We start from the raw sequence: 25709 nt of genomic DNA on the forward strand, positions 1-25709 counted from the left end.
CCCCGCGTTTGCAGGGGCTTCTTGCTGTTAATTCGTCAGGTAAACCTTCGTAAAATCATCATCCTCCATTGGGTGTGCAGTGAATCCCTGGACATAGCCTGCCATTGCGATTGGCGGTGTTGTATGTGCAAGAGTCACCCATGGGGCATCCTTGTGGAAAATTTCCTGAGCCTGCTCGTAAAGCTTTGCACGTTCGTCCTGATCAAATGTTACACGGGCATCCTGCAAAAGCTTCGTGAATTCTTCGTTTTCATAGAACGCACGGTTGCTGGCAGGTTTAGCAGTATTCGTTGCACTCAGGTTCGGGAAAAGGAAGTTATCCGGATCGGCCATAACGCCTGTCCAGCCGTATAATCCCATTGGGTGTTCCCCGTTTCCTGACTTTTGAAGGTACGTTGCCCATTCATAGGTAACGATTTCTGCTTCAATGCCGATTTTCTTCAGGTCTGCCTGAATAGCTTCTGCCACCTTCATTGGCTGCGGCATATATGGTCTTGGATTGCTCATTGCCCAAAGCTGGGTTTTGAATCCATCTGGATATCCTGCTTCTGCCAATAGTTTTTTCGCTTCTTCCACATTGAATTTGTAGTCTTCAATGCTGTCATTATAGCCCCACAGCACAGATGGGAATGGATTTTTTGCTACCTCTGCATAACCATTATAGAAAGCATCCACAATGGCTTGTTTATCAATTGCCATATTGACCGCCTGACGTACTTTTACATCATCGAAAGGTGCCATTTGCGTATTGAGAACCATGTAGCCAATGTTAAAGCTTGGGCGCTTTACAAGACTAAGCTGTGAATCGGCTTCTATAGTTGTTGCATCATCGGGGTTTAAGCCATCGATGATATCTACTTCACCAGCTTGAAGTGCAGTCAGGCGTGAAGAATTCTCAGGGATAACCCTGAAGATCAGCTCATCAAGATATGGCCCTTCACCTGCATAATTTTCATTTTTCTTCAGTACTATTTTGTCATTGTGCTTCCAGCTATCAAATACGAAAGGACCTGTTCCTACTGGATTTTCTGAGAACTTGTCACCGTGCTTTTCAATCGCGGCCGGACTGGCAATTCCAAACATAGGAATAGCTAAGTAGCTGATAAACGGAGCTGTCTTTTCAGTTAATTTAAACTCAACTGTGGATTCATCCACTGCTTTTACATACTCGATTTTATGGTTTGGATCGCCTTTAAAGCCCCCATATAAGAACGGATAGTATGGAAAATCCCCTTTATGGTAGGGGTTTTCGGGATCCATCCATCGGTCGAAATTAAACACGACTGCATCTGCATTAAAATCTGTTCCATCCTGGAACTTAATGCCCTTTTTAAGGGTAATGGTCCAGGTCATTCCATCATCAGAGACTTTGTAAGACTCCGCTAATCCTGGCTGGACTTCAAGATTTTCGTCATATACAAACAAGGTTTCAAAGATATTGCTTGTTACACGGATGGACTCTCCATCTGTTACATTGATTGGGTCCAGCCCAATAGCGTCAGCACCCCGGGCATAAATTAATGAACCTCCCTCTTTTGGTTCACTGCTGTTGCCTGATGCTTCTTCACCGCCTCCGGAACATGCTGAAAGCAGCAATGAAAGAATCAGTAAAATGCTTAATGCTAGTGAAGATTTGCCTTTCATCGTTATTTTCCCCCTTGTGTTTTTTATGTAAGTGGAGCTGAAAAATCAGATGCCGCTATTTCCAATAGCAAAAGATGACTGACTAAATTTTATATATTTTGATTTTTCATATTTTTAATAAAAATTAGTATATCTTAGATTAACGAAATATTCTACTATATTTTCAGAGTCGAAATATATAGTATCGGGATTTATCCTTTGTTACTCTATTTGTAAACGTTTACATTCAATTCCTGTGTTTTATAATAATTTTTTTTACATTTAATAGTAAAAGAAAACTATTAATATAAAAATATATTCATTTCCCTCACAACATAAAAAGACTGACCCAGTCAGCCTGAGCCAGTCTTCTAGCTATCATTTATGAAAGTTTACTTTCTCTTTTATCTCCCCAAACATCACAGATGTCTCGCTTGGTTTCGTTTCAGCAATTACTTTTCCATTTCTTATGGAATACTTGACAGCCGCCTGACGCCTGATCGCTTCATACTCATTTTCCTCATCAAGAATGATCAGGTTGGCCGGTTTCCCCTCTTCAATTCCATATTTCTCTTCAATATTTAATGTTTTGGCACTATTATTTGTAATCAGGTCGAAGGAGTTAACAATTTGTTCGTAGCCCATCAGCTGTGACACATGGATGCCCATGTGGAGCACCTGCAGCATATTGCCGGTGCCAAGCGGATACCATGGATCAAAGATGTCGTCATGGCCGAAGCTTACGTTAAGCCCTGCTTCAAGCAGTTCTTTTACTCTTGTAATCCCTCTGCGCTTCGGATACGTATCAAAGCGCCCCTGAAGATGGATGTTTACGAGCGGGTTGGCGACAAAATTAATGTTTGATAGCTTTAACAGTCTGAACAGCTTGTAGGTATAAGCATCATTATACGAGCCCATTGCCGTTGTATGGCTGGCTGTTACCCGGCTGCCCAATCCGCGTTCATAGGCTTCCGCAGCCACTACTTCCACAAAACGCGACTGCTCATCATCGATTTCATCGCAATGGATGTCGACAAGGCGGTCATATTTTTCAGCAAGGTCAAAGGCAGTTTTCATAGAAGCAACGCCGTATTCTCTTGTGAATTCGAAATGAGGAATGCCTCCTACCACATCTGCGCCCATTTTCAGTGCTTCCTCCATGAGCTCCGCACCGCTTGGATAGGAATTGATCCCTTCCTGCGGAAAGGCTACAAGCTGGAGGTCCACATATTCAGACATTTCTTCTTTAACTTCTAAAAGGGCTTTTAAAGCAGTCAGAGTGGGATCTGTTACATCCACATGGGTGCGGACATGCTGAATCCCCTGGGCGATCTGCCATTTCAATGCTGTTTTTGCCCTTGTTTTTACATCTTCATGTGTGAGGGTTTCTTTTCTTTGTGCCCATCTTTGAATGCCTTCAAATAACGTTCCGCTCTGGTTCCATTCCGGCTCTCCGGCTGTCAGGGTTGTATCTAAATGAATATGGGGCTCGATGAAGGGTGCCGAAGCCAGGGATCCTGCAGCATCAAGGATTTCCTGGCCCGCTTCCGCTTCCCCTTGTGATAAGCTGTGAATCTTTCCCTCTTTAATCGTTATATTCCAAAAGCCTTCCCGGCCTCTTAGTTTCGCATTTTTAATAATCACTTCTTAATTCCCCTTCCCTGGCTGAATTTTTACCTTGTAAAGCAGCAGCCAATTTTGATACTAGGACAAATGTTACGGCTGATCCTAACAGCGAGTTGATTGGCGGGATTCCCGGCACAAAATTTGCAATGGCCACGCCGGCTGCCCAAGCTAGGATGGCGATCCAGTTAACAGCCTTAAACTTCTTATCTGCAAACTTCTTATACTCTCCGCGATTCACGATAAAGTAATCTGCTAGGATGATAGCCCCGATGGATGGCAGCGTCGATCCCAGAATTGTCAGGAACCCGACAAAGTTGTTGTACAGCCACATGGCCGCAATCGTTCCGATAATCCCGTTGAAGATGACAACCTTTCCTTTTCGGATCTTCAAAATGCTCGCAAACCCTAAGCCTGATGCATATAAAGCGTTATCGTTCGTTGTCCAGATATTTAAACCAAGGACCAGTATCGCCGGGAAAATCAGCTTTTGGATGAACATGACTTCTGAAATATCAGATTGCCCTGTTGCGATTGCACCAATTGCACCGAAGAGGAACATGATAGTGTTTCCGATGAAGAAGGCGATGACTGTTGATACTACTGCTGAACGTTTTGTATTTGAGAATCGCGCGAAGTCCGGAGTCAGCGTGCCTGCACTGATAAACGAACCTACGCAAATCGTTAAAGCTGCTGCCAGACTAATGGCCTCTGTTGGCTGGTATTGCATAAGCCCTTCCAGGCCGCCTGCTGTTTCTGTCGCTTTAAAAACCGAGAAGCTTCCTAGAATAGTGATTAAAGGGACAGCTACGAAGCTCAGGATTGCCAGTGCCTTCATGCCGAAGAAGGCTGTGCCTGTCATCAGCAGACCTGCTGCTGCAATCAGGAGATACGCATCAATTCCCGTTACTTTCTGAACCGGCAGCGCAAACATCGCTACCCCAACGCCAAACCACCCAACCTGAGTCGCAGCCAGCAAAAAGGATGATAGGTAAGATCCTTTTTCACCGAAGGCATAGCGGGTAAGCAGGTGCGTTGATAAGCCTGTCTTTGCGGCAATATAAGCAAGGGCTCCTGTATATGCACCTAAGATCAAGTTGCCTGCCAGAACGATTCCTATAAATTGAATGAACGTTAATCCTGTTCCAAGCGTTCCGCCTGACCACATGCTGGCTGAGAAGAAGGTCAGACCGAGCATCACCACAAGCATTTTCCAAAAACCGTTGCGATGCCCCTGAGGTACCGCCTCTAACGAAAAATCCAAATCTATTTTTTTCATACCAATTCCTCCATTCATTTTTTGGACTGGTACCGAAGGATTTTCGATAGTAGTGGATGGAAAAAGAAAAAGGCTTCTCGCCATTTTCCGACAAAAAGCCTTTTTCCTGCATGAAGAACCCATGGGCAGGCTGCACCTCACCCATTGGCATCATACTTCCGCTGTCCTTGTCAGCCTCACGGGACTGATTTAAAGGTACCAGTATTTAATTGTTTATTATTATTTCAGAAATATAGGAACCTGTCAACTCTGTGCTTAAGGAGTTTTCTTCTCCAGAGGGCTTTTTTGTACACACAATTTTGGTTTGCGCCTTCTATATCGGTCACTTTTTCCATATATCGGTCACTCCGCGAGGAATCAACTTCATACTGCAAGCATAGTAAAAAACTAAGGATTTTTTTTAAAAAAAGAAACTAACCTTTAAGATTTTATACCATCTATATTCGACAATTTCACCACTAATTTCCCAGGAAAAGATTTATTTCTACACTGGCAAAAAGCAGGTTTCGACTGCTGGAAATATACAGAGCTGCTTCCCATAAGGAAGCAGCTCCGACTCTTTATGTCGTCTGTTCAATTGCAATTTGCGGACGCCTTTTTCCGTATCCTGTAGCCTGTTCGAAGGCACGGCCGATTCTTAGGACCTCAAAGTCAGCTCTGTGTGGTCCGACGATTTGCAGGCCAATTGGAATGCCTTCTGCTGAAAATCCGCTTGGGATGGAGACAGATGGATTTCCAGCAGCGGAAATATAATAGCAGGATCGCATCCAGTCGATGTAATTTTCCATTTTCACTCCGTCAATTTCTGTTGGATATTCAATATTTACGTCAAATGCCGTAACCTGGCTAACTGGAAGGATAAGAGCATCATATTGATTAAAGAATTCACTCATACGGTTATATAAAAGCGCCCGGAGCCGCTCGGCGCGTCCCACATCCGGACCGCTCAGGCTTCTGCCCTTTTCAATGTTCCAGATGACACTCGGTTTAATCATTTCCCGGAATCGGTCAAAGATTTCGGAATAAGAAAGCTCGAACTCCCATGCTCGGAGCACTTGGAAAACTTCGTCTGCTTCCTTTAAATCCGGGCATCCTTCATCCACTATGCAACCTAGTCTCTCAAAGACTTTAACCTGTTCTTCAAGGTTGCTTCTTACCTCCGGATCGATTGGAAGAAGGCCTCCAAAATCAGCAGAATAAGCAATGCGCAGGCCCTTTATATCAGACTGAGCTTCCTCAAGAAACCTGGAACCTGGCTCCTCAATGGCAAGGGGGGACTGGCCATCAGGTCCGGCAATTACGGAGAGCATAAAAAAGGCGTCATCTACATTGCGTGTTATCGGGCCCTGCACAGCCAGAGGCGAGTAGAGCGCCGTTCTGGTAAATGGAATACGCCCTGGGGAAGGCCTCAGCCCAACCACATTGTTAAAGCAGGCAGGATTTCTTAAGGATCCTCCCATATCACTTCCATCCGCAAAAGGAATCATTCCGCTTGCCACTGCAGCCGCTGCTCCTCCACTGCTGCCGCCTGCTGTTTTGCTTAGATCATAAGGGTTTCTGGTAGAGCCAAACAGCTCATTGAAGGTGTGAGAGCCTGCTGCAAATTCAGGAACGTTTGTTTTTCCGACCACAATGGCTCCTGCCTTCCGCAGCCTTTCAACGATCAGATCATCCGCACTTGGATAATGGTCCCGGAAAATCAAGGATCCGCTTGTTGCCGGAAAACCAACAGCATTGTGAGTATCCTTTATAGCGATCGGAAGTCCATGGAAAGGTCCGGATAGCTTACCTGCATCAAGCATTTTATCCGCCTTGTCTGCTTCCTTTAACGCCAATTCCTCATTAAGTGACACAATTGCATTTACCTTTGGATTTACCCGCTGAATTTGTGCCAGGTGTGCTTCCATCACTTCCCGGACGGATAAATCCCGTTCTTGAATCATCCCGGCAAGATCACGCGCAGAATTAAAACAAAGTTCTCTCTCCATATCAATAACCGCTCCCCTATATTCATATTTGACTCAGGAAATCCCCCTCCAATCTTAATTCGAAGGGGGTTACAGCTGTGAAAGCTTACTCCGGCACACCGCTTTTTGATTTTTCAATAAAGAGAACGACAGCAATAGTAATGGCCACACAAAGAACGATTTTGATTAAGCTGAAAATCGGCGCAAACAGTACAGCCATACCGATTACGAAAGCAACCAATCCATACAGAGGCTTTTTAAGGGCAAATTGCCCTAAAACCCCTCCGTAAATTGCAGGCAAAATGAATTGAAGGGCATTTTGGACGGATTGCGGAATGATAGTCAGGATAAACGAACCGCTTAACACAACCGCGATGATAATGACAATGTTTGTTAAGGAAGCGACAGCAATCCCCAGCGTACCAGCAACCTCCGCTTTTTTTGTACCGGGCTCTGCTCCAATTGACTCCTGAGCGGCTGCTGAACACGGAAGACACATGTTGGCGATATTACCGGTCAAAAACGCAATATAGGTTCCGGATTTCCCAAGCACCGGATAATAAGTTATGGGCTCAAGAAACCACATGATCCCGATAAAGGCTGCATATCCGATCAATCCCCCTGCAATGGCTCCCCAGCCTGGATGGTAGCCCAGTATGAATGAAAAATAGATCGGCGGCACAAAAGACATTACAATCAGCATCCAAAGAGTGGTTTGCCCCCAAAAATCGGACTTGCCATGGAATCCCTGCATGCTCATGGTTATTTGTCTAACTTCAATCTTTGCTTCCGTCACTCCAGCTTTCGTCGGTACTGACATAATACATCCCCTTTCTTAAATAAGTGTTGTCAGATAGCTGATAGTCAATGCGATGACAAGTGAAATGCCCAGCGCCCATTCCTGCAGCCAGCGGATTTCCCGTTTTTTTGCAAATGTAAGAATAACCATCATCGATACGCCTGCAGCTATGGCAGCAACCGTCTCACTATAACCCTTCACCATTTGCTGACTGGCAAGGTAAGCAAATGCTCCAAGCATTGCAGCTGTCGACACGATGGTCATCATTTTGGCATTTTTGCTGACAATTTTCTTTTCCACTTTCCCCAGTGATTTTGTCGCGAGAGCAGTAAAAATCAGCCAGCCCGTTCCCCCAAGGCACATGGTCCAAACAACAGTCGTAAATGCCTTCAAACCAAAATCAGGGGAATTCAGCTCTACACCATATGCATTAGCCCCAATACCAGCTGCGGTCAATTCAGTTGCAGCTGAGCCTATGATTCCTATCCTCATCAATGTGAACGGACCGCCAAGGACGGCAATAAGGGAGATAATGACCACTGCAATTCCGAAAGAAGGTCCTAAACTGCTGATAAAGCCTGTTCTCAAGGCCCTTTTTGTTTCATCCTTTGTCATACCGATGCTTGGGGCTGTCTGGGAAGCGATCCGGATGAAAATCAGAGCCTGAAAAATGACGATAGCTACAACTATGCTGGCAAAAATCCATACCGGAGTGCTATTGGCAAACCTTAAAACCTCATCCATATCTATGACCTCCTATTTTTTTAATTAGACTGAACTTCAGCAGGCTTGCGTTCAGCAGCGCCTTCATCAGACAGATAATCGAACACTGCGGAAATAAACACTTTCCCAATATCAATCATGGAACGTTCATCCACATCAAAGCGCGGATGGTGATGGGGAAATTCCTCAATCTCTTCTGAATTTCCTCCAACAAAGAAGAAGGTTCCGGGAACCTTTTGCAGATAATACGCAAAATCCTCCATGCCCATTTGCGCCGGCATGTGAATGACATTTTCTTCGCCCACAATCTTTCCGGCCAGCCTTTCAACCCTTTTTGTTTCATCAGGATGATTTTTTACAGCCGGATAGCCTCTGACATATTCATACTTGGCGGTTGCCCCTAAAGCCTTACAGGTCGAGTGGGCAATTTCCCCTATCAAGCTTTCAATCATGCTGCGGACATCTTCATCAAACGTCCGGACTGTTCCGGTAATCCTGGCTTTGTCTGGAATGACATTAAATCCGGTACCGCTGTTAAAAGCTGCTACAGACACGACTGCTGTTTTCACAGGATCCACCTTCCTTGCCACAACCTGCTGAAGATTTGAAATGAGCTGGCATCCTGCTGCAATTGGATCAACGGTCAAATGCGGCGTCGCAGCATGTCCGCCCTTTCCAAATATATTAATCTCAAAGGTATCTCCCGCTGCCATGGCATCACCTTCCCTTACGCCGATCGTGCCTGTCCGATTGGTGGACCAGACATGGGCACCATAGATGACGTCTGCGCCATCAAGACATCCATCTTCAATCATTGACTTCGCCCCGCCTGGAATCACTTCTTCAGCAAATTGATGAATAAACAGGACATTTCCTTTCAGCTGATCTTTCACTTCGGATAATGTTTTGGCCACGCCCAGGAGAGCTGCGGTATGAATATCATGTCCGCAAGCATGCATAACTCCCGGGATTCGGGATTTGTATTCCACTTCATTTTCTTCCTGAATCGGAAGAGCATCAAAATCCGCACGCAATGCAACCGTCTTCCCAGGCTTACCGCCCTTCAATAATCCTGTTACCCCTCTTCCGCCAACGTTCCTTTTCACTTCCAATCCCAAATTTTCAAGAAAGCATGCCACTTTCTCAGGAGTATTCACCTCATGATGGGAAAGCTCCGGATACATGTGAAGATCCCTTCTAAAACTCACCATCTCCGGATAAATCTCTTGTAATCTTTCAAATAGCTTTTCTGTCATTTTCTTCATCTCCTATAAAATATTTAATATTAAAAATTATCTGTAAAATGAAAAATGTAAAAAAGAGAGAAAAGCAGGTATTTTAGATCTTCTGCTTTTCCGTTTTTTTGCATGCCAGCTTTCTCACGACATTCAGCAATAAATCACAGCCTGCCTTAAGGTCTTTTTCACTTGTATACTCCTCAGGGCAATGGCTTTTTCCTCCCTTGCTCGGAATAAAAATCATACCTATATCAGTCAATCCGCTTAACATTGCTGTATCATGTACAGCACCGCTATTCAGCTTTAAATAATCAAATCTCTTCTCGATTGCCGTTTCCTCAATCTTTTCAATAAGCCGGGATGAAAGCTTAACTGTTCTGGATTCGCCAACCAGCTCGATTGTGCATTTTAACGAGTGCTCATCAGATACCTCTTTAACCTTTTGAGCAAGCTTCCCGGAAACAATTTCTACTCCTTTAGCTTCAACATCTCTGATGTCCACATAGAATTCGACTTCCTGAGGAATCACGTTTGGAATATTTGGCCTGCACTCTATTTTCCCGACTGTCGCCACTGTTGACCGCAACGCATCATTTTTAGCAGTTTTTCGAATTTGGGAGATGATTTCAGCTGCACCAGCCATTGGATCTGATCTTAAATCCATTGGAGTGGTCCCTGCATGATTCGAATCTCCCTCAATTGTCACCTTATACGTCCTCATACCGGCAATAGCCTGAACAATTCCAATTGATTTTTGCTGGCTTTCAAGTATCTGCCCCTGTTCGATATGCAGCTCAATCATGGCGTCTATTTCTCCTCTTTGGAGAATATCTCTTTCTGCTTGATCAATTTCAAGTCCAAAATCTTTAGCTGTTTCGTAAACAGACTTTCCCTCTGAATTCTTGATTGTCTTTAATTCTTCCAAATTATATTTTCCGGCAAACACTTTACTGCCAAGCATGGTTATGCCAAAATTGGAGCCTTCTTCTTCTGCGAAGCTTACCAATTCAATTGGCTGCTGCAATTCTGCCTCCTCTTCCTTTAATACTCTTATAATTTCCAGTGCAGCTAATACACCTGTTAACCCGTCGTATTTCCCTCCATTTTTCACAGTATCGTGATGGGAACCAATCATAATGGAAGGCCTATTCATTTCTTTTCCGTATGTAGCCCTAATATTTCCGATGGCATCAACCTTTACGTCCATCCCCAGCTCCTCCATCCGGGCAAAAAGATATTCTCTGACTCTCTGATCCTCTTTACTGTACGAGAATCTCGTACAGCCATTGCCCGGCGTACTGGTAAAACCTACTATGTTTTCAAAATCGTTCATCAGCCGGCTGAGATTGATCTCCAACCAAACTCCCCCTTTCTATTAAAATGTTTTTTACCCCTGGCATTGCTCATGTTGTCAATGGTATAATTTTTAGAAAATTAAAAATGGTTATTGAAATCTACGTTGCAAGAAGCATGCCAACTTTAATCCATTGATTTTCACAGTATTTATTGGTCTGTCCTTTTGTTGGTGATGAAAAATATCATCAAAATCTGATGAATTTAATCATCAAGCGAATAAGTGGGGGTTTTTATGGAGAATAATCAGCCGGAAACATATAAGCAAGCCTTTGAGGATTTAAACTTCATTTTGGATACAACCCATAGCGCAATCACCATTACAAACGGTGAAGGGGTATTTACCAGAATCAGCAAATCCTGTGAGAAAATTTTCGGTGTACCAGAATCAGAACTGGTTGGAAAAAATGCCTTTATACTTGAAGAACAAGGTTTTTTCAGCACTTCAGTCACCTGCGAAGTGATCCGCAAGAAAAGAAGGGTCACCATTATACAGAAAACAGCTGCCAATAAAACGGTCCTGGTAACCGGCACTCCCATTTTTAATAGGGAAAAAAAGATTGAGAAAATTATTAACATCTCAAAGGATATTACCGAAACGGATAAGCTGGCCTCTGACCTTAAAAGACTTCAGGCAGAGCATGAGTGGATGAAACAGGAATTAATGAAAAGAACTCAGCTGGAAAGGGGCAAAGTGGCCTCTGAAAGTCCGGATATGAAAAAAATCATTGAATTGGTTCATCATATCGCCAATATGGAAGCAACCGTTTTATTATTGGGAGAAACCGGTGTCGGAAAAGGATATATGGCCGATATGATTCATTCTGTCAGCAATCGCAAGGACCGTCCCTTTATTTCCATCAATTGCGGGGCCATACCTGAAAACCTGCTCGAATCAGAGCTTTTCGGTTATGAAAAGGGGGCTTTCACAGGTGCACTAAAGGATGGAAAAAAAGGGCTGTTTGAAACTGCCGGCAGCGGCACCATTTTCCTGGATGAAATCGGAGACATGCCTGTGAGCCTGCAGGTGAAGCTTCTGCATGTTCTGGATGATCGTACTGTAAGAAGAATCGGGGGAACGGCATCTTTTAAGGTAGACTGCAGAATCATTGCAGCCACCAATAAGGATATTAAGGAGCTGGTGAGGGCCGGCCAATTCCGCGAGGACCTATTTTACAGGCTGAACGTTGTGCCCATTACGATCCCTTCACTAAGAGAGCGTAAGGAAGACCTGCTTTTCCTCGCCAAAATGTTTCTTGACAGCATGAATAATAAATATAAGATGAAAAAGACCTTCTCCGAAGAAGCCATCAGGGCGCTATATGATTACAACTACCCCGGAAATATAAGAGAACTGCAAAATATGATTGAAAGACTGGTCATTAACACAATCGGGGATACGATCGAAGCCGAAAAAATCCTCGAAATGACCGAAGCCTCAAGTCCCAGCACCCAAAGCGAAGAATTCACCCCCCTGAAAGAAGCGGTGGAGCAATTAGAAAGGAACATTCTATTAACCGCTTTCCAAAAGTATAAAACCACCAGAAGAGTGGCCGAAGCCTTAAAGATTGACCAATCGACGGTTGTAAAAAAGGCCAAGAAACTGAAGGTGCATGAACGATGAGTCTCGTGCACTAATTGTCTTTGGATGCACACAAAAGGCCGGCTCACTGGAAACCGGCCCTTTTAACATTTCCTTATTCCATTTCCGGATTGCAAAGGGAATCCATCAAATGTATGGATAACCTCTCACTCCTTAATCCAAGTCCAGGCTTCCTCAAGCTGATGGCCTTCAAAGTATTCAACTTTAATGCCAGGCAGATAGTTTGTAAGCTTGGAAACAGTTCCTATCCAGTCTTTGTCACTGACAACAGCGAATTTATTAAATTGTTTCCATCTTTTTATATCAAATTCTATTCCTTCCGCTGCTCCTTGGAAGGTTGTTCCGTCTACATCCGTCATGATGGCTAGAATATTGAATTTCTGGTCACCTTTAAAATTTTCTCTCACGTATTGATCCAGTTTTTCAGCATCTTCCTTGGTCGCATTCCCATTGAAAGCGAGGGCAATTGTAGAGGGAGAGCGGGATTCTATGAATTGCAGCATAATGATTACCTCCAGGTTGTTTTATTGAGGTAATTTCCCGATTCATAGGAATGCAAAACTATCGGTGAGGAGCTTTTTATTGGAAATAGGGTACTATTTGCAGGTTTTTGCTCTCTATTTGCAAAACTGTTATTCTATTTGCAGAATTGAATACTTTATTTGCAAGATTTTCCTTCTATTTGCAGATTGGAAAACTCAATTTGTAGCGTTCACAATTCGGTTCTTTTCAAACAAAAAAAGAACCAGCCCCGCCGGTTCTACAAATTATTTCTTTCTGTAAAACCGATCCCTCACCCTTTTTAAGCGAGCATGATAGTTTAGGATATCTAGTCTTGCTTTCTCTGCTTCAGGTGCAATCGGCCTCAGCTTCTCAATTTCCCAATACTCTATAATGACATCCAGGACCTGATCAAAATATTCAAGCGGGCCATAATTGGCCTCTTTTGCGATGATAGCCATCCGATCTTCAAAGTCCGGCATGACAGCACCTGGCATTTTAAAGTTCATGATGACGTTCCCCAGATAGTAGCAATAATTAGGTTCCAATTGCAGGTGATATTTAATAACGTCCCTGTAAAAAGCATAATGAAGGGTCTCATCTTTAGCCAATCGCCTCAGCAAGCTGGATAAATCCTTATCATGAGGCCCTGCCACCTTCGCCACATTATAGTAAAACACCATGGTGGCGAGCTCCTGCATGGAGGTATAAACCATCGTTTCAAATGGCGTATGAAAATCAGGATTCCAGCCATTTTCCACTGTTTGCTTATGAAGCTGGTGAAGCCTGCCCGGATGGACATTACGCGTGATTAACAAATAGGTTTCTAGCAGATTGGAGTGCTGATCCTCTTCCGCTGTCCATGTATGCACAAATTCCTTAATGACACTCAATGAACCTCTAAATGTCTGGTCCAAATAAGAGGTGAACCATGGAAGATTCACTTCTGTTAATAGGGCTGTTTCCACAGCCGTAATGACGGACTCCGGGAGTGTCACCTGACTCTCATCCCAGGGAACACGGCGGAAATCCTGCGCTTTATCCCATGGGAGAAACTCGTGATAGCCCCAGTCTATTTTTTCAGCACGTTTCTTATGCTCTTCATACAATTCCCTTACCTTAGGCTCCAGACGAAAATCGAGATGATTTGTTAACAAGTTTAGACCTCCATTACAAATGGTTTTCCATTCCAGCATTTATAACTAACTATTATGACCTAGTAATAAGTTAACTATATCACATAAGCCCTTTAACTTACTAATTAAAAGTCGAATTTTCAGGAAATTAGGACTTTAAACACTACTCCCTCCCGAGCAATCGACTGTATTCACTTTAATGAAGGAGAGCATCTGCAAAACACTGAACTTTTCAGAATGCATGAAAAGTACAATAAAAAATCATTTTTGGTGATTAAGGGATTACTATGCTCCTACAGATGCTTTTTCTGCAACATAAAAAAACCGCCAATAGAATCAGCGGTCCAATTATTTTTTTAATCTCCAACCAAGCTTATTAAGTCTTTCTTAAGAAAGTGCCTTAGAACTCCAGAACAAACACAGCTTCTCCACTTGAACTTGCTTCTTGCATTTATCCGAGAATATCTCCATAAAAGAGGAGAGTTTAGATGCATGAATTGCATTGCTTTGTATAGTGAAAGAGTCGACTTATTCGACAAGCCTTAAAAAGCGTTAAGGATAGAAAAAATAAAGAAAAGCAGAAACTAATCCATCCGATTCACCTATATTTCCCAAACCCAAGTGTAGATTGTCTTGTAACAAGACGAATATCTAGCGAAGTTTCACCTAGGATCGATTTATCGTTCTCTAATCCCTCAATTTTACGAATAAGTTTGTTAGTGGATACGACCCCGATGTCATAAATTGGCTGTTCAACCGTACTAATTTCCGGTTCTACCATTTCGGTTAGCTTGATTCCGTCAAAGCCAATTATAGCGACTTCCTTTGGGATTTGGTAGCCCATTAGCTTAAGAGCTTTGAGACACCCGATCGCCATTAAATCATTGCCTAAGAATATTCCATCGACATCCTTATGCTGGTTCATAAGGATTTGTGTTAGCAGCTTGCCGCTTTCTAGCGTAAAGTCTCCTTCATAAACGATGACCGATTCCTCCGGTGATGTTTTTCCATCCCTAACGGCCCTATCAGTGACTGTCTCCACATATCCTCGTTTCCGTTCAGACGATGGAGGGTACGACTTCGGCCCGCTGATATGAGCAATCTTCTTGCAGCCTACCTCAATCAAGTGTTCAACAGCCAGCTTGGCACCTTTATAGTTATCTAATCCAATCGAGTCAAAGGTGTTATTTTCAGCTGCCCGGTCAATTCTTACAAACGGTATTTTTAATTTTTCAATAGCCTTTATGACCTTTTCGCTCATTTCAAACGATGCCAGAATAAAACCATCGACATATCGATTTTGAAGCTGAGTCCAAAAATGATTATCATCCATATCCCCGACTTGTGTATTTACTAAGATGATGCTATACCCCTTTGATTTCGCCACTTCTTCAATTGCCACGACGAGTTCCGGGAAAAATGGGTTTGTAATATCAGGGATAATCAGAGCAATCGTCCGAGTTTTCTTTTTCGCTAATCCTCTTGCGATTTCATTTGGATGATAGTTTAGGCGCTCCATCACTTCCCGAATCTTCATCTCCGCTTTTTGACTGATATATCCATTATTATTCAAATACCTGGATACTGTTGCTACGGATACGCCTGCTTCCCTTGCCACATCTCGAATCGTTGTTTGTTTCTCTCTCAATAAAATTCTCCTTTAAAAGGATTTTTCTGTTTTTAACTATTCGTTCGTTTCTTTTACATGGAAACGATGGACTTTTGTTTCCCCTTTTTCAAGCAGGCCTAAGCCAATCATTCCATGCTCATTTTCCAAGCCATCGAAATCCAGGACTAGCTCGCCATTGATTTCGACCTGCACGGCAGTTCCATTGCTGACAGCTTTAAAATCATATATAGCTTCCGGATCCCATTCATATGGAACTGTCTTTAAGTGCTTAAAACCAAAGTTATTCTCTATTAATGAAATCTGATTGTTACCATCAAATCCTGCCCAATAATAACGTTCTGTTCCCATTGCTCTGAAGATAACCCCGTGGCTTGTGCCAGTAGCAGGCTGTAAGCTTATTTCCACCTCCAGGTCACGGCCATAATAGTTCCCTGTAAAGGAAGAAGCATCTTCCTCACCTGCAGCAGCCTTCATGAAACCATCCTCCAGTGTCCATTCACCACGGTGGTGAGCAAAAGGTGTTACACATTTAAATTCCACGGCTTGTTTGGCAAAATCGATGGTGTAATCTGCATTTCCAAAGATTCGGAACTCGCCAATGTAAAACTTTCCAAATGAACGGTTATCTGCAGGAGAAGGGCTCTCGACAATAAAGCCAACCTCGTCAATCAATGCACCATCAGTTTTTGGTATCACAAATTCAATATCAAGCCACTGCTGATGGCTTAATATAATGGGGTCAAGCTTTAAATCTTCCTTTGTAAAACTATTGCGGATGTAAGGAGTCAAATAAACATCCGCCCCGCCTTGCCATTTATCCATAAAAACCTTTGCAGAAACCTTTTGTCCGCTGTATGCAGTAGGTGCAAAAGTCGGCTTATATTTTTCATCGTTGAACTCTTCACGGCGATAAAATGGCTTGTAAAATACTTTACTTGAATCGCCTTCTATAAATCTATCAAAAAGAACGGACAATGAACCTCGGGTTTCCTCAATCCCTACATCACTACATGGACGCAATAGCGTCTTAAAGGCATTATTCGTCTTAAAACCATGAGTTGATCCCGGCAAGGTAAAGTCCAAGTAAACCTCACCATTTCGAACGCTTTCCATTAATCGCTGAGGAGCTTCCAGCCCATTCACTTGATAGCCAAGAACGGCAAGCTCCTTACAGAAGGTCGGGATATCCAGCACATTCAAGTAACCCGACACGCTGGATGTCGCGATCATATCGTTGATTGGCATACGATAATGACCTGGAATACCATCAAGACCAGCGAAAACCCCTGCGATGGTTCCAACATTTCCTGCATTGCAATCCGTATCCCAGCTGCACATGGTCGCGATTTCAACGGTTCGAGCCAAATCTCCCTTTCCATACAATAGGGCCAGGGCACATACTCCGGCATTCGGGATGATATGGCATACTCCAGTGTACTTATCATAACCCCACTCTTTTTCTAAATACTGACGGCACTTCCGGAAAGCCTCTTCCTCAGGGTGCTTCTGATAAAAATCGATTACAGCTTTCACGACAGCATAGTACGTGGAACCTTTTGGAATTACGGACAACCCTGCTTCGATAATATCATCAATATTTTTAGCTGAAAAGGCTTTCGAAATACACGCTGCCATAAAACGAGCCCCGTATAATCCATTCTTATCATGAGACACACTTGCCGCTATCTCTGCATAATCTGCTGCCCTTTGAATATTATCGGGGAACAGCAATCCCCATGTATCGATAAAAATCTGCCCGCCAATCTGCTCAGCCATAATGATGCCGTTGACTTCAGCTGAACCAGACTGTGGTGCAGGGATGCCTTTTTTAAGATTCAAATACGCCGTATGTTCTGTGCTGATCTGGTCTCCGCCCCACCAAAACATACCGATTCCCTCACGCGAATAGTTTAACCACGCTCTTGCAACATCCTGTGGTGCCAGTTCCCGTCCGCGTGCTTCATCAATAAGTGCCCGGATAAAATAAACTGGGCCATTTGCGTCATCGTCAGCAGAGAAGGTTCTATAATCCTTCACATACCCCCTGATATCACCATGAATTTCTTGTATTTTTTCATATGACCATTCATTTGGCTCCAGTGGTGCACCGAGCCGGATTCCAACATTCATTCCTAAGAAACCGGCATACACCTTTTCTAAATAATTTTCAGGTAACATATACTCAACTCCTGGTCCCCAAAAGTTCTTTTAAAGAATGTTCTTTCTTTTTTCATTAAGCTGCAGGTCTTGCTCTATGATCAGCTTAGCAGTCTCTGAAAATTGGTCTGCTGCCTGGATTAAATTCATTTTGTTCGTTTCTTGCAAAAGCTCAACATCTTCGAAACGAATAACACTGTCTCCGTACATTGCACCTAAAATAACACCGGCCATTACCCCGATGGAATCTGTATCACGGCCAGAGTTGATGCCATCTAAAATGGATCCGTAATAATCTCCGTCATTTAATACCATAAACGCTAAAGCCATCGGCAGCTCTTCAATGGAGAATAGCCTGCTCGGTGTATAGTGATTGGAAGGAACCCCAACCTTCTCAATTTTACGGTGAACATCGTCTTTCATTGGCGAATACTTTTCAATCAGACGCTGGAATTCGGCAATTACTGTATCCATGGCTGCCTTTTCAGAACGTAATTTCCTGGCAGCTTCGGTTAAATCACGAATTGCATTCTTTGTTCCATCCTTAGCAAAATAGAGGGCTGTCTCGACAATTTCATCAACGGTCACATTATCTTCAAACGCCTTTGCCACGCAAGCTGCCAGCACCCCTGCCGCTTCCAGGCCATAGCTGCTTTGATGCCCCATCGCAAACAATATTGCTTCATCATAGGCAGCCTTCGGATTCCCCGCATTGACAATTCCAACAGGTGCAATATACATCGCGGCCCCGCAGTTGATCATATTGCCAATTCCCCCTTCACGCGGCTCACAATTGGCTAATACATGGCGCATGAAAATATATTTTTCCGGGTAGAATAGACGGTCAATAATGAGCGCCTCTCTGCCAAACTCAGGGATATATGTTTTTCTGAAAGCAATTTCCTTCACATATTCGTTCCCCATGTCATACGCATCTAAATGCCTTTTTTCTTTGTTATAGACGTTAATGAGTGCAAAAGTCATAAGAGTATCGTCTGTAACTGTACCGTTGCCCCTTTTCCTGCCTAAATTCAAGTCAGCCGGATAATCTTCCTTGTACCATTTGGTACGGAGTGTCTCAACTCTCTTATACATTTTTTTTATCTCTTCATAACTTAATTTTTCAACAGGTGCTCCCAATGCATCCCCTAGTGCTGTAGATATAACAACACCTCTAACTCGTTCTTTAAAAGTAACCATTTGAAGAACTCCCTTTTTTCTACACATTTCGCTTTTGTGTATTTATTCATCTATTCCACATAGTGTGTAAAGATCAGTCTTTGACTCCACCCTCAAATGCACCCTTCGCATAGTACTTTAGAATCAACGGATAAATTAGCAGTAAAGGTACAACCGAGATGATAATTGTTCCTGCTTGCAGCGAAGCAAAATCAAGGGTTGCTATTTGATCATAGGATAGAAAGTTTTGCGCTCCTAACAGGGATGTGTTATCACGTTCTACTACAAATTGCCTAAGAACAAGCTGAAGTGGCCATTTGCCAGTGTCCGTTAAGTAGATCGTCGCTCGGAAGTATTCGTTCCAGTGATAAACTCCATAAAAAAGACCCATTGTTGCCAAAGCTGGCTTTGATAACGGCAGCATAATTTTTGTGAAAATACGGAAGTGCCCAGCTCCATCCATACGGGCTGCTTCCAAAATACTTTCAGGAACATCCTCAAAAAATCTCATCATGATAAACAAGTAAAAGATATTGATTGTCTTATATAGGATGAGGGACGCATACGTATCCAACAATCCCAGGTTTTTCACCAGTAAGTATTCAGGTATTAATCCCGGTTCAAATACCATGATGACAATTAAGAAAATCATTACAAAATTTCGGCCTGGAAATTTCGTTCTTGCCAGTACATAGGCTGTCATTGCTGTAAGCAATAGATTCACGGCTGTACCCACAATTGTTATAAATAGAGTATTAAAAATACTTTTTATAATTAGCGGGTTTGATAATAGAATTTTATAGTTAATGAGTGAAAATCCTTCAGGTATGATTCCCAGACCACTTAGTTTATGAACCTTGAGAGGATCTGATAACGACATTGCTAGTAAGTGAAGAAGCGGAACTAGCACTGTTAATGAAATTAAAAACAAAATGCTGTAAATAATAATCGTTGAAATACTCAATTTTTTAAGTTTAGTTATCATCGTTCCACCTCCTACCAAACACCTTTACCGGTAAAGCGTTTTGAAATAAAATGCGTACTTAAGATTAAGATAACCCCAATCACACCTTTGAAAAGGCTCGCTGCCGTTGCATAAGCATATTGACCGTTTAAGAGACCGATTCGATACACATACGTGTCTAAAATGTCGATTACGCTAATGACAGAATTGTTCATCATATTAAAGACCTGGTCAAAACCGGCATTCATGAAGAATCCCAGATTTAAAATAAAGACTGTCATGATTGTTGAAGTTAAAGACGGCAGCGTGATGTATCTCATTTGCTGTATTTTAGATGCTCCGTCAATTTTGGCCGCTTCATAGAGAGAAGGACTTATTTTTAGTATGGCTGCCAAGTAAATAATGGAATCCCATCCGGCACTGCGCCATATTTCCTGGAATACCAATACCCAGCGGATATGGTCCTTACTTGTCATAAAATCAAGGGAAGGCATGTTGAAAAAGCTGCGAATCACGTTGACTCCGCCATCTTCCGGATTCAGAAATGCGATCCAGATCCCCGCAATAACGACCCATGATAAAAAGTGGGGAAGATAAACGATTGACTGTACATATTTTCTAAACTTCCCGACTCTTACCTCATTGATCAATAATGATAAAATAATCGGAATTGGAAAGAAGAATACAATCTTCATCACGCTAATAATGATGGTATTTTTTAATACATCCAAAAAGGCTGGGGAGCTAAATAGGATCTTAAAATGCTTCCATCCGACCCAAACATTATCACCGATAATCCGGTAATCCTGAAATGCCAGCTTCATTCCGATTAATGGAACGACGTGGAAGATCGAAAAATAAAGGAGGGCTGGAAAAAGCATAAGATAGAGGACCCAGCTTGATTTAATTTGCTTCAGTATGCCCTTTTTCATCTTTATACTCCTTTTCCTTTACAAATTGAGTCACATCATACCGCTTGGGCATTCCCGTTTGAGCACCCTTTTTAGTGACCGATATCCCAGCTGCTATGTTGCCAAAACGTATGCTGTCTTCAAGACAGTTCCCTTCTGCAATGGCAACTGCGAAAGCTCCTGAAAAGGTATCTCCAGCTCCCGTAGTATCAACTGGAATCACCTTAATGGAAGGAACTAATTTGATCTCTGTTCCATCAAAGAAACGTACTCCCTCTGACCCGCATGTAATGATTAATTTATTCGGATACTTTTTAAGCAGCTCTTCCATTGAATCATTCGTGTTAAACACCAATTTGTACTCGTGTTCATTCGGTGTAACATAGGTCACCTTGTTAATCAGCTCTTGACTGAGTGTTTGTGCCGGCGCCGGGTTGATAATAATCGTTTTTCCTTGTTCATAAAGGAGCGGAACCAGATACTCAATCATGTCTAACGGTGTCTCGAGCTGAAATACAATCACATCGTAGTTCAGAAGCTCTGTTGCAGTTTTTTTTACATAGTCAACGTTGGTATGTGTATTTGCCCCTGGTACCACAATGATGCGATTTTCGCTTTGACAAAGCTCAATAAACGCTGCTCCTGTAGGCAATCCTTTTACAGATTGGAGATTTACAAGATTGATATTCTCCTTTTCCAGCTTTTTGATAATTAGATCACTATTCTCATCATCACCAACCGATCCGAATAAGGACACATCACCGCCAAGACGGGCAGCTGCCACAGCTTGATTGGCCCCCTTGCCGCCAATGGATAAAAAGAAATTCTCACCCAGTACGGTTTCTCCTAATTTAGGCAGTACCTCGCTTTCAATAAAATAATCCATATTGATACTTCCAACAACGGCTATTCTCTGCATGTTCATCATCCTAATCAATCAGTATATTCATTAACGGTGCATGCTGCTGTGCCCCATATACATCCCGGTCTCCTACTGTTCCAGAGGAGATATCTCTTAAAATCGTAATCTTAATTCCAAGTGCCTGATCATAGAAAACGAGATGGTCAATCTGTTCCGATGTGAGATTATACAGCTCGCAAATCGTTTGTTCATTAATTTTTCCTGAACTCTTGACTCGCTCATAGACTTCCTTGGAATCGAATAAAATATCGAATGTCAGCTCGAAAGGTCCTGCGTTTTTACTTCGTAATACTTTAGCTAGTTCAAATAAAGCGGCCATGTTTTCATCCCCTTACAAATACTCAATAACAAATGGGCTTTCAGTGATTTCCATTAGGTGATAGAGAGAAAACTCATACACAGGTCCAAACTCTACATCACTTGGTGCAAAAGGAAAGGCTAAATTACCAGCTGTAGATTTCCGATTTTCATATCCATAGTGGAGAAATGTCGATCTTACACTCGAGCAAATACTGTTTGCAAGTTCCTGTGTTTTGGCAACCACTTCAAACATGACACCAATCTCATGTCCATGGAATGGTGCACATTCTCTTGAACCTAGCACTCCATTTTTCCCATAATTATAGAAGTGAATAGAATAATCTTCTTCCGGGATGTCCTCGTAATAATCCCTTACCTGCTCCATCACAAGCTCCTCAATTTCTTCAATATTCTCAACTAAAATCGGGTCACGGACACCTGCGATAACAAAGGTTCTATAGGCAACCTTTCGTGCACCTTCCAGCTTGATGAAATATTGATCATTTTTTAGCAGTTTACTATTCTTAACCTCGACAACCCCGTCACTCACTTGTGTGAACTCACATTGACTAAGGTCAAGGATAATGCCTGGCCCATGTAAAATGTATGGATGTTCTTTTTCGTAGAAAGTATGTGCACTCACACTAATCGGCGAACATTTGCGAATTGGATTCAAGGATTGAACCGTGAAGGAATCTTCCTTTAATGTTCCAACGATGCAATCCTTGGTTGTGCCTGGTTCAGCACATAGCGCCCCGCATTCTAAAATTTTGCCAAGATGGTAAGCGAGACCAGAATCTTTGCCGTGGTAAATTCCAACTGCCGCAAATGGCGATGGATCATATGCTCTTCCACAGACAACAATGTCTGCTCCGTTTTCAAGAGCTTCCAAAATGGGCTCGTGTCCCATCTGAGCAACAATGTTGTTCGTTTCTTGGATGACTTCATCTGTAAGAGCTGGAATGTTTGGCGTTAGAGGGTTAATTCGGCCTTCCTGGTTTGCTTTTATTATTTCCTCCTGTGTAAAGTCGGACCAAATCACGGCAATTCTAGCTGTTAAGCTGCGTTCTGCCAGGATTTCTTTAATAATATCCAGCGTCCACTCAATATGCGGCTTGGCACCGGCTCCGCCAGCAGACCCTATAACAATGGGAATGTCACGGGGAACACCATTTTTAATAATGATATCCAAATCCTTTTTGGTTGCCCGACGGCTCACAATCGCGACACCTGCACCAAGCTTATGCGGACCTGCATCAGTCGATCCTGCATCCACAACAATTCCATGAACCTTTTGATTGTACTCAAAGGCCCTGTTAAAAGACTCTTCAGGAAACCCATATCCTAATATTCCGCACGGAGAAACGATTCGTACATCACTGCTAGTCATGTTATAACCTCTTTTAAACTTTTATTTGTATGTTTTCTGGTCAATAAAACGCTTGACATGTAACCGGTTACACATTTTCTTAAAAAAAATAAGTTTACAGGACAAACTTTGACCCCAAGATATGTAACCGGTTACATGTTATATATTCTTATGGTACCGTTTGATGCCAGTCCCTGTCAACCTATTATTATCTCAATGTTTAGATTTCTACCGCAAAGATCTCAATGGCTATTGTTAAAGATAGCTTGGCACGATTATTTTTTTCCCTTTCTTAGGATGAATCGTGCAGCTATATTTAAAATCATTTTTAGAAGTTAAGCATTTTCATAGCCGGCCAACTTGGAAGCAATATCCTTCAGTGATGTCCCCTGTAAACTGGGAATACAAATCCCTTTAATTTCATCTAATGCCACTTTCCAAGTTTCCGGGACTGCACTTGCTCCCTGAGAAGCTCCTGATAGAGCGCCTACCATAGCAGGCATACTATCGGACTGTTTCGGAAGTAATGATGCCAGCTGAATTCCTTTTTGCAGGTCTCCTTGTATACTTAGAAAAATGGCATAGGCTACTGCGAGTGTTTCAGGTGCAATATTTGCATAGTTATATACCGCATTGACTACTCGCTTTTGCCATAGCGGTATGGCTGCAAATCCGTCACCTTGGGTTTCTTCAAGTACATTTAGGGCAATATTCATTTTTCTGCGAATCCAGGTATTCTCCGGTACGTATTTTAGCCCTTCTTCCACTATTTCTTGCGGGGAAGCACCTGATAGAGCCACAGCTATACTGGCAGCCATCGCCTGGGCCGCATATACACCATCCTCAGCATTTGTGATAGAAGCCATTTTTTGTGCAATATTTGCAGCTTCTTCAGGCTGATTTTTATAGATAAGACCTATTGGAACCGCACGTGAAACAGAGCCATCATCATAGTGGTGTGGATTGTCATTGCCAGATGCCGGGGGAAGGATTCCTTTTCTGATGTTTTCAATAGAAGCTCTCTCACTTACTCCACTCCATATTTCCTGCTCAGCTTCTACTATATAATTCATCCAGCCATGAAGTAATTTTTCTTCCGTAATTTCATTTCCACAATCTAATATCATTTGGGCTGCAACGATTGCAAATTCCGTATCATCCGTTCCGCAATAATCTAAAATATCCTCGCTCATAGCATGTGTGAAGGGCAATGAAATTTTATTGATCCGATGCCGATCCGTAATTTGGCTAAAGCTCCATAAACGATTTCTCCTCTTAGGGGGAAGTACGAGAGATCTATGATACATCGCTGCAAAGCCTACCGAATCACCCATTGCCATACCAAGAAGGGAACCGTAAATTTTATCATGAGACATTACTCTTTTCCTCCTATGATTACGTTTGTTAAATCTCTGGCAATATCACGGACATCTATCCCTTTCATAGCCAAAACACAGCGGCCGCGAATAATATTAATCCGGTCCTGCCAATCAGTTGGTACAGCGTCAGCACCATGTAATGCTCCTGCCATTGCACCATTCATAGCCGCAATTGTATCAGAATCTCTTCCAATATTGACTCCGCCAAGGACAGCAGGAATATACTCCCCCTTCGCTGCGGCAAACACACCATAAGCGAGCGGAATAGCTTCCGGTCCCATATCGGCCCAAGGATAGTAGAAAATGGAGTTCTTATTGTAGAGCTCTTCCATAGCATCTTGAACATTCGTATACTTTGTGCCAATTTCTACAGCCTCGCTGATTTTCCGATATGTCCAGGAATCCTTAGGTATGTGGTTCATCCCTGTTTCAATTACTTTTTGCCAATCGTTTCCCGTCATGGCATAAGCAACGCTTGCCGCTACAGCTTGACCGCAATATACTCCATCCCGAGCGTGACTGACTCTTGCTTCAATCTCGGCTAACCTGGCCGCTTCTTCCGGATTGCCTGCACAATAAATACCAATCGGAGAAATTCTCATGGCAACCCCATCACTCCACATTTGATGATTATCGACACCTGTGGCAGGGGCAGCCAGCCCCTTTCGAAGATTAAAGATAGCCTCTACTTCACTAAATCCGCCGCCTTTAAAGCCGCCTTCCTGAGAAACAAGATATTTAGTCCATTCTCTTGTCATATCCTCATAGTTTAATTTGTTACCATATTTTAAGATGATTTTTGCTGTCAGCATTGTGTATTCGGTATCATCTGTTCCAACTGGATCATCATTGACAAAGTCATTGATCCAACCATATTTTTCCCGGATCTCTTCCAAAGCCAAGCCTTCGGTTGGAGCTCCCAATGCGTCACCCACTGATAATCCTATTAAACAGCCATATACACGCTTATACCATTGTTCGAAATCCAAATGAGTCCCCCCTATGCTAAAGTTTCCTAAAAAACAGTGGAGAACGGAGTCTCCACTATTTTTT

At 42.7% G+C, this 25709-nt stretch carries 21 protein-coding genes; 1 reads left to right on the forward strand and 20 read right to left on the reverse strand.

Translation table 11 applies throughout. The features are described from left to right. Positions 1-27: 27 nt before the first annotated feature. The 8 genes from A361_RS25280 to A361_RS25315 all read right to left on the reverse strand — a co-directional run bounded on the left by A361_RS25280 (position 28) and on the right by A361_RS25315 (position 10609). On the reverse strand, positions 28-1644 hold the full coding sequence (locus tag A361_RS25280; RefSeq protein ID WP_009332124.1) for an ABC transporter substrate-binding protein: 1617 nt from the start codon (positions 1642-1644) through the stop codon (positions 28-30). Positions 1645-2001: 357 nt separating this feature from the next. Then, a complete protein-coding gene (locus tag A361_RS25285; protein WP_019380709.1) occupies positions 2002-3267 on the reverse strand; it encodes a cytosine deaminase in 1266 nt (421 codons plus the stop codon). Continuing rightward, complete coding sequence (gene codB / locus A361_RS25290) at positions 3257-4525, reverse strand: cytosine permease (protein ID WP_019380708.1); 1269 nt, start codon at positions 4523-4525, stop codon at positions 3257-3259. Before codB ends, A361_RS25285 begins: the two co-directional genes overlap by 11 nt. A 560-nt stretch (positions 4526-5085) precedes the next feature. Continuing rightward, positions 5086-6513, reverse strand: a complete 1428-nt coding sequence (locus tag A361_RS25295; protein ID WP_019380707.1) for an amidase — start codon at positions 6511-6513, stop codon at positions 5086-5088. 85 nt (positions 6514-6598) lie between these two features. Continuing rightward, entirely contained in the window at positions 6599-7312 is a 714-nt protein-coding gene (locus A361_RS25300) for a hypothetical protein (protein ID WP_019380706.1), read from the reverse strand. A gap of 15 nt (positions 7313-7327) precedes the next feature. Next, entirely contained in the window at positions 7328-8035 is a 708-nt protein-coding gene (locus A361_RS25305) for a DUF5058 family protein (protein ID WP_019380705.1), read from the reverse strand. Between the two features lie 20 nt (positions 8036-8055). Further along, entirely contained in the window at positions 8056-9270 is a 1215-nt protein-coding gene (locus A361_RS25310; protein WP_019380704.1) for a M20 family metallopeptidase, read from the reverse strand. An 82-nt stretch (positions 9271-9352) separates the two neighbouring features. Further along, positions 9353-10609 (reverse strand): Zn-dependent hydrolase, encoded by a 1257-nt coding sequence (locus tag A361_RS25315; RefSeq protein ID WP_019380703.1) that lies wholly within the window; start codon positions 10607-10609, stop codon positions 9353-9355. 231 nt (positions 10610-10840) lie between these two features. Here A361_RS25315 and A361_RS25320 point away from each other — a divergent pair, with 231 nt between their 5' ends. Beyond that, positions 10841-12229, forward strand: a complete 1389-nt coding sequence (locus A361_RS25320) for a sigma-54 interaction domain-containing protein (RefSeq protein WP_019380702.1) — start codon at positions 10841-10843, stop codon at positions 12227-12229. A 125-nt stretch (positions 12230-12354) separates the two neighbouring features. Here the strand turns inward: A361_RS25320 and A361_RS25325 are convergent, their stop codons facing one another. The 12 genes from A361_RS25325 to A361_RS25380 all read right to left on the reverse strand — a co-directional run bounded on the left by A361_RS25325 (position 12355) and on the right by A361_RS25380 (position 25645). Then, entirely contained in the window at positions 12355-12711 is a 357-nt protein-coding gene (locus A361_RS25325) for an STAS/SEC14 domain-containing protein (protein WP_019380700.1), read from the reverse strand. 264 nt (positions 12712-12975) lie between these two features. Beyond that, positions 12976-13866: an acyl-ACP desaturase gene (locus A361_RS25330; protein WP_019380699.1), complete on the reverse strand. Its 891-nt coding sequence runs from the start codon at positions 13864-13866 to the stop codon at positions 12976-12978. 577 nt (positions 13867-14443) lie between these two features. Then, complete coding sequence (locus A361_RS25335; RefSeq protein ID WP_019380698.1) at positions 14444-15493, reverse strand: LacI family DNA-binding transcriptional regulator; 1050 nt, start codon at positions 15491-15493, stop codon at positions 14444-14446. Positions 15494-15529: 36 nt separating this feature from the next. Next, complete coding sequence (locus A361_RS25340) at positions 15530-17653, reverse strand: ADP-ribosylglycohydrolase family protein (protein ID WP_019380697.1); 2124 nt, start codon at positions 17651-17653, stop codon at positions 15530-15532. 30 nt (positions 17654-17683) lie between these two features. Next, positions 17684-18832, reverse strand: coding sequence for an ADP-ribosylglycohydrolase family protein (locus A361_RS25345; RefSeq protein WP_019380696.1), 1149 nt, complete (start codon positions 18830-18832; stop codon positions 17684-17686). 73 nt (positions 18833-18905) lie between these two features. Next, positions 18906-19796, reverse strand: coding sequence for a carbohydrate ABC transporter permease (locus A361_RS25350; RefSeq protein ID WP_019380695.1), 891 nt, complete (start codon positions 19794-19796; stop codon positions 18906-18908). Positions 19797-19807: 11 nt separating this feature from the next. After that, complete coding sequence (locus A361_RS25355; RefSeq protein WP_019380694.1) at positions 19808-20707, reverse strand: ABC transporter permease; 900 nt, start codon at positions 20705-20707, stop codon at positions 19808-19810. Then, the gene (rbsK, locus tag A361_RS25360) at positions 20679-21605 is read right to left on the reverse strand and encodes a ribokinase (protein WP_019380693.1); all 927 of its coding nucleotides are present in this window, start codon (positions 21603-21605) and stop codon (positions 20679-20681) included. The genes A361_RS25355 and rbsK overlap by 29 nt, the downstream gene beginning before the upstream one ends. A gap of 10 nt (positions 21606-21615) precedes the next feature. Next, complete coding sequence (locus A361_RS25365) at positions 21616-21927, reverse strand: DUF4387 domain-containing protein (RefSeq protein WP_019380692.1); 312 nt, start codon at positions 21925-21927, stop codon at positions 21616-21618. A 12-nt stretch (positions 21928-21939) separates the two neighbouring features. Next, positions 21940-23298 (reverse strand): acyclic terpene utilization AtuA family protein, encoded by a 1359-nt coding sequence (locus tag A361_RS25370; RefSeq protein ID WP_019380691.1) that lies wholly within the window; start codon positions 23296-23298, stop codon positions 21940-21942. Between the two features lie 314 nt (positions 23299-23612). Next, positions 23613-24653 carry an ADP-ribosylglycohydrolase family protein gene (locus tag A361_RS25375; protein WP_019380690.1) on the reverse strand — a complete coding sequence of 347 codons (1041 nt, stop codon included), beginning with the start codon at positions 24651-24653 and terminating at the stop codon, positions 23613-23615. After that, the gene (locus tag A361_RS25380; protein ID WP_019380689.1) at positions 24653-25645 is read right to left on the reverse strand and encodes an ADP-ribosylglycohydrolase family protein; all 993 of its coding nucleotides are present in this window, start codon (positions 25643-25645) and stop codon (positions 24653-24655) included. Before A361_RS25380 ends, A361_RS25375 begins: the two co-directional genes overlap by 1 nt. Positions 25646-25709 lie beyond the last annotated feature (64 nt).

This window comes from Cytobacillus oceanisediminis 2691, assembly GCF_000294775.2.
Lineage (GTDB): Bacteria > Bacillota > Bacilli > Bacillales > Cytobacillaceae > Cytobacillus > Cytobacillus pseudoceanisediminis.